Origin of the sequence: Nonomuraea cypriaca (genome assembly GCF_015645445.1) — a bacterium.
Taxonomy (GTDB): domain Bacteria; phylum Actinomycetota; class Actinomycetes; order Streptosporangiales; family Streptosporangiaceae; genus Nonomuraea; species Nonomuraea cypriaca.
The window spans coordinates 1-7,818 of the sequence record NZ_JADOGI010000359.1 but is presented as its reverse complement, the minus strand read 5'-3'; the positions used below and the strand labels follow the sequence as shown (position 1 = coordinate 7,818).

The following is a 7,818-nucleotide window of genomic DNA, read 5'->3' as shown; positions in this document are numbered from 1 at the left end:
CACGCTGTTGAGCTGGGACTTTACTGGTCCGAGCAGCGTCGCAGCCACCAAGCTCGAGCACGCAGGCACCACTTCAAGCGGCACCTGCGCCTACAGGTCCTACAGATCTAGCTATGTAGTACTAGCCCCACCCCCTCATGAAACCGGTCCGAAGCCGGCGGGGACGAACACGCTCATGAGGACGGTCTGAAGCCGGCCGGGTCGAACACGCCGCCCAGTACGGGGGCCAGCCCGTTCCTCGCCACCTCGGCGAACTCGTCGGGCCCGAGCGCTCCGGCCCCCTCGGGCAGCACGCCGGCCAGCGGCCGGGCCGCGAGCATCTCAAGATCGGCCACGTCGCACCGCTGCGCGATCCCGCGCTCGCCAGGCCACCTGCCGATGACGATCCCGGCCAGGTCGAGCCCGCGATGGGCGAGCGCCTCCAGGGTGAGCGCGGTGTGGTTGACCGTACCCGCCACGACGAGCACCTGTGCCTCCAGCACCCTGGCCAGATCGGCGATGGTGGCGCCGTCCTCGTCGTACCGTACGAGCAGCCCGCCGGTCCCCTCCACGAGCACCAGCCTGTTGCTCTCTGCCAGCTCTCGCACCAGCCGCGCGGCCGCCGCCATCGACACCGGGGGCACCCCGCTCACCTTGGCGGCCGCGGCCGGGGACAGCGGCTCGGGGAACCGGCCGAGCTCGAAGGTCGTGGTGACCCCGGACAGCCGGATCACCGTGTCGACGTCGCCCTCCTCGCCGGGACACACCCCGGTCTGAGCGGGTTTGACCACGGCCACAGGCCAGCCGCGTTCCCTGGCCAGCACCGCCACGGCCGCCGTCACGACGGTCGTGCCCACGCCGGGTTCTGTGCCGGTGACCACGAGTACGCTCATGCACCTCAGCGTAGAAGCGGGCCGCCCAGGAGAGGGTCAGGGACGCCGCAGGCGGGTGACGAACTTGTAGCGGTCGCCTCGGTAGAGCGACTGCGCCCACTCGACGGGGTGGCCGTCGGCGTCGAAGGCGTGGCGGGTCAGCAGGAGCATCGGGAGGCCGACGTCCACGCCGAGGGCCTTGGCGTCGTAGGGGGTGGCCAGGACGGTTTCGATGATCTCCTCGGCGTCCGTCAGCCGTACGTTGTAGGCGTTGTGCAGAGTCTCGTACAGCGACGCGTGCACCTCCAGCTCACGCCGCAGGCGGGGGAAGCGGCGCGCGGACAGGTGGGTGGTGTCGATCGAGACCGGCTCGCCGTTCGCCAGCCTGAGACGGTGGATGCGCAGCACACGCCCGCCCGGGTTGATGGCCAGGCGCCGGGCGAGCGGCTCGTCGGCGGTGATGTAGCCGATCTCCAGTATCTTGGTGTCCGGTTCGAGGCCGGCCGTCCGCAGATCGCCGATGTACGACGTCAGCTGCAGCACCTGCGCCACCTTCGGCTGTGCCACGAACGTGCCCTTGCCCTGGATGCGCAGCAGGCGGCCCTCCACCACCAGCTCCGTCAACGCCTGCCGGACCGTGGTGCGCGAGGTCTCGAACCGCACGGCCAGCGTGCGCTCAGGAGGCAGCGCCGTGCCCGCAGGGAGGGTCTTGGTGAGCTCGAGCAGGCTGCGTTTCACGTCGTAGTACTTCGGTACGCGGGGGCCGTCGTCGGTCACGCTCTCACCTTCACTTCTGCCACGGCGGTGGGAGCCTGTCTGGTCACCGCGAGATCATCGGAACTCACTTCGGTCCGGGCGGTCAACCGCGAATGGCGGCGGCCGACCGGCACCGAGCGCCTGGCACGCGCGGATCCGGGCAGCTCAGGCTGATTGTGAAGGATATCCACAGTGGCGTACACCCTCGCAACCGAAGCCGGGTCGAGAGCCTTGTCGCCTGGGGACCGCCCGCCCGTGTTGATCACCTCCGGCTTGGTCCGCGCAGCCCTGCCGACTGAGCGGAATGGCTTCGGCAGTGTGATGGTTCTCACACTATGAGATGTCACTGAAAATCCGATTGGGTGAACGATGCCGCATCGGTGTTCACTGTGCGAGTGAGCGGGCGTGCGGCGGTTTTGGGGGATTCCTGCCCGCGTAATGAGTGACGCATGCCACGAGTCCTGTCCAGGTGATCAGGGGGTCGGTTTGGAAGTCGCGGGGGAAAGCACGCATGATGCAGTCGTGCCGACTCTCAGCGACCTCGTAGCCCGCCACACCGCACTCGACGAGGCCGACCTCGACTGGCTGCACTCGCTGGTCTCCGACTGGCAGCTGCTGGCCGACCTCTCCTTCGCCGACCTCGTCCTGTGGGCGCCGCTGCTGGGGGAGAGCGGCTGGATCGCGATCGCGCAGATGCGCCCCACGACCGGGCCCACCGTCTACCACGACGACATCGTCGGCTCCGTCGCGGCCAAGGGCGAGCGCCACCTCATCGACACGGCCTGGAACGAGCGCCGCATCTGCCGCGAGGGCGACCCCGACTGGTCGACCGGCGTGCCGGTACGCGAGGAGACCATCCCGGTGCGGCGCGCGGTCGAGGACGGCGAGGGCCGCTTCCTCGCCGTGATCCAGCGCTCCACGAACCTCTCCTCCGCGCGCACCCCGTCCCGCCTGGAGCTGACCTACCTGCAGAGCGCCTCCGACCTGGCGCAGATGGTGGCGGAGGGACGCTTCCCGTTCTCCGGCGAGGAGCCGATCCTGGTCCGCTCGCCACGGGTCGGCGACGGGTTGCTCAGGCTCGACCGGGCCGGGCGCGTCACGTACGCGTCGCCCAACGCGTTGTCCGCGTACCGGAGGCTGGGCCTGCACGCCGACCTCGTCGGCGCGGAGCTCGGCCGGGTCACCGCCACCCTGTGCTACTCCGACGAGCCGATCAACGAGGACCTCATGATCGTGGCCAGCGGGCGCGCGGCCAAGGAGACCGAGGTCGAGTCCGGCGGCACGATCGTGCAGCTCAGAGCCATCCCGCTGATCGTCGGCGGCGGCCGGATCGGCGCGCTGGTGCTCATCAGGGACGTGACCGAGCTGCGCCGGCGCGAGCGCGAGCTGATGACCAAGGACGCCACGATCCGCGAGATCCACCACCGGGTGAAGAACAACCTGCAGACCGTGGCCGCCCTGCTCCGGCTCCAGGCTCGGCGGCTGCAGGTGCCCGAGGGCAGGGAGGCGCTGGAGGAGGCGGTACGCCGGGTCGGGTCGATCGCCATCGTGCACGAGACGCTGTCGCACGCGCCCGAGGAGTTCGTGGACTTCGACGAGATCGCCGACCGGGTGATCGCGATGGCCGGCGAGGTGTCCTCGGCGGAGGTGGCCGTGACGCCGCGGCGCGTCGGCGGGTTCGGCGTGTTGCCCTCGCTCATCGCGACCCCGCTGGCCATGGCGCTGACCGAGCTGTTGCAGAACGCGTTGCAGCATGGACGGCCCAAACGGCTGGAGGTGGTGGTGGAGCCCACCCTCGACCGGCTCAACGTCACCGTGTGGGACGACGGGAGCGGGCTGCCCCGCGGCTTCGACCTCGACAGCTCCACCAGCCTGGGGCTGCAGATCGTGCGTACGCTGGTCGTCGGGGAGCTGTCGGGCCGGCTGTCCATCCAACCGCGGCTGGAAGGCGGCACGGAGGTCGTGCTGTCCATCCCGCTCCCGGCCGCGTGACTCCGCGAAGGGGCCGGTCGGGGGCGGCGCGTCAGGGGTGACGACGCCGGGCGGTGCTCAGGTGAGGGTGATGACCGGTCAGGTGGTCCCTGGTCAGGCGGTGGCGCGGGCGCGGGCCCTGGCGCTGCGGCGCTTGAGCGCGCGACGCTCGTCCTCGCTCAGACCGCCCCAGACGCCGGCGTCCTGCCCGGACTCCAGCGCCCACTTCAGGCAGGCATCCACGGCCGGGCACGACCTGCAGACCTGCTTGGCCTCCTCGATCTGCATGAGTGCAGGACCGGTGTTGCCGATCGGGAAGAACAGCTCGGGGTCCACGTCACGGCAGGCAGCTCGGTGGCGCCAGTCCATGCGTCCACTCCTTAGTAGATGGAGCCTCTGGTCGGCTCCGTGCGGCTACTTTGTGAAGAGTTTCACTAACTTGCGCGAGCGACTACCCGGATCCTGGTGGGGACCGGGGGTTGCCCGCTGATCGCCGGAGAACCTTCGGGGTTGTTAAAGGTCCTACGTTCCGACGTCAGTAGTGAGCCTGTCAGCCACACAGAGTGCACGCAAGAGGGTTGGCGCGAAGTTTTGGCTGTTATGGCTGTCGGATGCGTCACACAATGACCGAATGTAACTAACTAGACCAAAACTTGTAACGCGTTCGGTGTAGACCGGAAAGTTACGATTTCGCGTTCGCCCAAGTAGTCGCCGTCCAGCTGAAAGGCCACGGGACGGCTCGCGGTGAGCGTGAACTCGGCCTCGTCATGGAGCTGTACGAGGTGCCGGCCGGACGGAAGTCTGTCACTCTCCGTGAGGATATGCCGGATCACGGGTCCCAGCACGGTCGGGCCCATGCGCCGCAGCCCCAGTAGATCGAGCCCGGTCTCGAAACCGGCCCACGGCGTCGGGGTCACCGGCCGGCCGCCCACGTACGTCCACGGCGTGGTGTTGGAGACGACCGCCATGAACAGGCCCCTGGCGGTCGGTATCCCCGGGCCGGTCAGGGTTATCGCAGGATGCCGCTTGTCCGTGGCCAGATAGTGCCGTAGAGCCGTGTTCACATACCGCGTGGGGGTAGCCTTCCTCCCGGTGCCTCTGAGGCCCTCCACGGCGCGTATGACCTCGGCGTCGTATCCCATGCCCGAGCAGAACGTGAAGTATCTGCTCTGCCCCTCCCACAGGGCCTGCCCCAGGCCCACGGTCCTGCGACGGTCCTCCCTGAGCGCCTCCAGCACGGCTCCCGTGGACTCCACGGGATCGTTGGGCAGGCCCAGCGCGCGGGCGAACACGTTCGCGCTGCCGCCGGGGATGACGACCACGGCGGGACGGCTCGCGCTCGGGTCGTCGCCGAGCGGCGTGTCTTCCCCGTTGACGGGGTTGAGCAGGCCGTTGACGGTCTCGTTGATCGTCCCGTCGCCGCCGAGCACCGCCACCACGTCGTATCCCTTGGCGCGCGCCGTGGCCGCGAGCGCGGCGGCGTGCCCCCGGTAGCGGGTCTCCTCGACGGAGAGCTCCACGGCCGCGCCGAGTGCGCGGATCAGCACGTCCCGCGTGCGGGCGTTGGTGGTGGTGGCCTTGGGATTGACCAGCAACATTGCGCGCATAGCGCCAGCGTAGCCGGTGATCGTTGTCCACCTTATCGGCCGAACGTCCTATTTTCCGTGCCGTATGTCACGCGGGGGTAGGGTACGAACGTGAACCCTCGTCCGCTTACCCTCCTCATCGCCGCCGCGATCGTCGCCCTGGAGGGCCTGATCGCGCTCGGGCTGGGCCTCTTCGTCGGAGTGGAGACGTTGACCGGGGCACCGGATGACATGATGACCGCGGCGGCCGAGTCCGCGTTCGGGCTGCTGGTCGCCGCCGGGCTGCTCTGGGTGGCCTGGGGCGGGCTGTTCAGGATGGAGCGGTGGGGGAGGTCGCCGGCCGTGCTGGCCCAGATCTTCATGCTGCCCGTCGCCGTCACGCTGATCCAGTCGGACCAGCCGCAGCTGGGCATCCCGCTGATCGTGGTCGCCCTGGCCGGGCTCGTGACGCTGCTGGCCCCTCCCACCACCCACGCTCTTTACGGCGACGGTTGAGTCCTCCGTCGCGCGAAGCGGTCAGTCCTCCGCGGTCAGGCCCTCGCGCAGTTGCGCGAGGGTGCGGGCGAGCAGGCGCGAGACGTGCATCTGTGAGATGCCCAGCTCGGTGGCGATCTGCGACTGCGTCATGTTGCCGAAGAACCGCAGCAGCAGGATCCGCTTCTCGCGGGGCGGCAGCCGTTCGAGCAGCGGTTTGAGCGATTCGCGGTATTCGACGCCTTCGAGCGACTCGTCGACGATGCCGAGCGAGTCGGACACCGCGGGCGCGTCGTCGTCGCCGGAGTCGGGCGCGTCGAGCGACACGGTGGAGTAGGCGTTGGCCGACTCCAGGCCCTCGAGCACCTCCTCCTCGGTCATCTTGAGGTAGGAGGCCAGCTCCGCTACGGTCGGCGCGCGGCCCTCGCGCTGCGACAGATCGCTTATGGCCTTGGTCAGCGAGAGCTTGAGCTCCTGCAGCCGGCGCGGCACGCGCACGGCCCAGCCCTTGTCGCGGAAGTGGCGCTTGATCTCGCCGACGATGGTGGGTGTCGCGTAGGTGGAGAACTCCACGCCACGGTTGAGGTCGAAGCGGTCGATCGACTTGATCAGCCCGATCGTGGCGACCTGGGTCAGGTCGTCGAGCCACTCGCCCCGGTTGCGGAAGCGGCGAGCCAGGTATTCGACCAGGGGAAGGTGAAGCTCCACCAGCTCGTCCCTGATGCGCTGGCGGCGTGGCTCCTCGGGACCCAGCTCGGCCAGCTCGGCGAAGAGCATGCGAGCCCGCACCCGGTCGGGCACGGCGTGTTCGCTGGTGGCCATGGCTCCAGTCCTTTCCGTCACGCCGGCCTCGCCGCGCCTCGGCGCTTACGCAGGACGATCGCCATTGTGTCGGGGGACCCTTGAGAGGGCGCCACCGCGTCCACCTCATCAGCCAGGGCGGTCAGGACCATCCAGGCGAAGTCGTCGCGCTTGGGCGCGGAGCTGCCGACGGTCGCGACTTCGACCCTGACCTGCATCTCGTGCCCGGTCAGCTCGAACTCCGCGGTCAGGTCGGTCCCGGGCACCGCCTCGCTCAGCAGCATGGCGCACGCCTCGTCGACCGCGATCCGCAGATCCTCGATCTCGTCGAGCGTGAAGTCCAGCCGCGCCGCCAGCCCGGCGGTAGCCGTACGCAGCACAGACAGGTAGGCACTTGCGGCGGGGAGCCTGATGCTCACCACGTCGCGGATGCCGGCCACGCCCTCCGCGCGCGTCTCGGTTTCCTCGGTCACGTTCCTCCTCGCGTATCTGACGCCAACTGCAACTTACCGCCCCGGAGAGGTGCTTGGACGATTCAGACTCGCCATCGACGGAAAAGGCTCTGTGCGGCGCTTACCGCACAGAGCCTTATGTGCCGATTTAGGCGGCCTTGGTCTCCCAGAAGATCTTGGAGATCTCGTCGATCTTGCCCAGCAGGTCCTCGGCCTTGGCGACGTCGACCGTGCCCTTGGCGCCTGCGGCGCCGGCGAGCTTGGTGGCGTCCCAGAAGAGCTGGTGGAGCTGAGGGTACTGCTCGAGGTGCGGCGGCTTGAAGTAGTCGGTCCACAGCACCCACAGGTGGTGCTTGACCAGCTCGGCGCGCTCCTCCTTGATGGTCACCGCGCGGGCGCGGAAGACCGGGTCCTCATTGGCGGCGTACTTCTCCATGATCGCCTTGACCGACTCGGCCTCGATGCGAGCCTGGGCCGGGTCGTAGACGCCACAGGGCAGGTCGCAGTGTGCGGAAGCGACATGCTTGGGTCGTAGCAGTCGTGCGAGCATCAGAAAGTCCTTCCTGGATGCTGAATCAGCTTGGTCCACAACCGACCTTACTCGGGTCCAGAAGGGCTGCGGAGCAGGGGGTCAAAGCATATGAGAGTGCGCGTCGAAGGGGATTCGATGCTTCCCGCGCTGGCTCCGGGCGACTGGCTCCTCGTACGCAGGAGCGCCACCGTCCATCCCGGTGATGTCGTGGTGGCCCGGCTTCCCGGCGACCCCGAGCGGCTGATCGTGAAACGGGCCCAGTGGCACGGCGCGGACGGCTGGTGGCTGGAGAGCGACAACCAGCGGGCCAGCGGGCGTCGCGACAGCTGGGACTTCGGCCCCGTACACGACATCGTCGGCCGCGTAGTCCTGCGCTACTGGCCCCTCCTGCGACG

10 protein-coding genes are annotated in these 7,818 nt (G+C 68.8%); 3 read left to right on the top strand and 7 right to left on the bottom strand.

The genetic code is table 11. The features are described from left to right. Positions 1–173: 173 nt before the first annotated feature. Both bioD and ITP53_RS52335 read right to left on the bottom strand, forming a co-directional pair. Positions 174–872: a dethiobiotin synthase gene (bioD, locus tag ITP53_RS52340; RefSeq protein WP_195902957.1), complete on the bottom strand. Its 699-nt coding sequence runs from the start codon at positions 870–872 to the stop codon at positions 174–176. A 36-nt stretch (positions 873–908) separates the two neighbouring features. Then, positions 909–1,628: a GntR family transcriptional regulator gene (locus tag ITP53_RS52335; RefSeq protein ID WP_195902956.1), complete on the bottom strand. Its 720-nt coding sequence runs from the start codon at positions 1,626–1,628 to the stop codon at positions 909–911. Between the two features lie 501 nt (positions 1,629–2,129). Between ITP53_RS52335 and ITP53_RS52330 the strand changes: the two genes are divergently transcribed. Beyond that, positions 2,130–3,599: a histidine kinase N-terminal domain-containing protein gene (locus tag ITP53_RS52330; RefSeq protein ID WP_195902955.1), complete on the top strand. Its 1,470-nt coding sequence runs from the start codon at positions 2,130–2,132 to the stop codon at positions 3,597–3,599. Positions 3,600–3,692: 93 nt separating this feature from the next. Here the strand turns inward: ITP53_RS52330 and ITP53_RS52325 are convergent, their stop codons facing one another. Both ITP53_RS52325 and ITP53_RS52320 read right to left on the bottom strand, forming a co-directional pair. Beyond that, positions 3,693–3,947 carry a WhiB family transcriptional regulator gene (locus tag ITP53_RS52325; protein ID WP_195902954.1) on the bottom strand — a complete coding sequence of 85 codons (255 nt, stop codon included), beginning with the start codon at positions 3,945–3,947 and terminating at the stop codon, positions 3,693–3,695. A 272-nt stretch (positions 3,948–4,219) separates the two neighbouring features. Beyond that, entirely contained in the window at positions 4,220–5,185 is a 966-nt protein-coding gene (locus ITP53_RS52320; protein ID WP_195902953.1) for a diacylglycerol/lipid kinase family protein, read from the bottom strand. 90 nt (positions 5,186–5,275) lie between these two features. Here ITP53_RS52320 and ITP53_RS52315 point away from each other — a divergent pair, with 90 nt between their 5' ends. Next, the gene (locus ITP53_RS52315) at positions 5,276–5,659 is read left to right on the top strand and encodes a hypothetical protein (RefSeq protein WP_195902952.1); all 384 of its coding nucleotides are present in this window, start codon (positions 5,276–5,278) and stop codon (positions 5,657–5,659) included. 21 nt (positions 5,660–5,680) lie between these two features. Here ITP53_RS52315 and ITP53_RS52310 read toward each other — a convergent pair whose 3' ends face one another. The 3 genes from ITP53_RS52310 to sodN form a co-directional block, all read right to left on the bottom strand. Further along, the gene (locus ITP53_RS52310; RefSeq protein WP_176573444.1) at positions 5,681–6,460 is read right to left on the bottom strand and encodes an RNA polymerase sigma factor SigF; all 780 of its coding nucleotides are present in this window, start codon (positions 6,458–6,460) and stop codon (positions 5,681–5,683) included. 17 nt (positions 6,461–6,477) lie between these two features. After that, positions 6,478–6,912, bottom strand: coding sequence for an anti-sigma factor (locus ITP53_RS52305; protein WP_195902951.1), 435 nt, complete (start codon positions 6,910–6,912; stop codon positions 6,478–6,480). 127 nt (positions 6,913–7,039) lie between these two features. Then, positions 7,040–7,441 carry a superoxide dismutase, Ni gene (gene sodN / locus ITP53_RS52300; RefSeq protein ID WP_207757657.1) on the bottom strand — a complete coding sequence of 134 codons (402 nt, stop codon included), beginning with the start codon at positions 7,439–7,441 and terminating at the stop codon, positions 7,040–7,042. Between the two features lie 117 nt (positions 7,442–7,558). Here sodN and ITP53_RS52295 point away from each other — a divergent pair. Then, positions 7,559–7,818: S24 family peptidase (locus tag ITP53_RS52295; RefSeq protein WP_236052155.1), on the top strand; the 260-nt coding region annotated here is incomplete at its 3' end.

What these genes read in the sequence shown, in the direction of transcription:
- bioD (WP_195902957.1), bottom strand. Translation starts at nt 872, where the DNA reads ATGAGCGTACTCGTGGTCACCGGCACAGAACCCGGCGTGGGCACGACC.
- ITP53_RS52325 (WP_195902954.1), bottom strand. Translation starts at nt 3,947, where the DNA reads ATGGACTGGCGCCACCGAGCTGCCTGCCGTGACGTGGACCCCGAGCTG.
- ITP53_RS52320 (WP_195902953.1), bottom strand. Translation starts at nt 5,185, where the DNA reads ATGCGCGCAATGTTGCTGGTCAATCCCAAGGCCACCACCACCAACGCC.
- ITP53_RS52310 (WP_176573444.1), bottom strand. Translation starts at nt 6,460, where the DNA reads ATGGCCACCAGCGAACACGCCGTGCCCGACCGGGTGCGGGCTCGCATG.
- sodN (WP_207757657.1), bottom strand. Translation starts at nt 7,441, where the DNA reads ATGCTCGCACGACTGCTACGACCCAAGCATGTCGCTTCCGCACACTGC.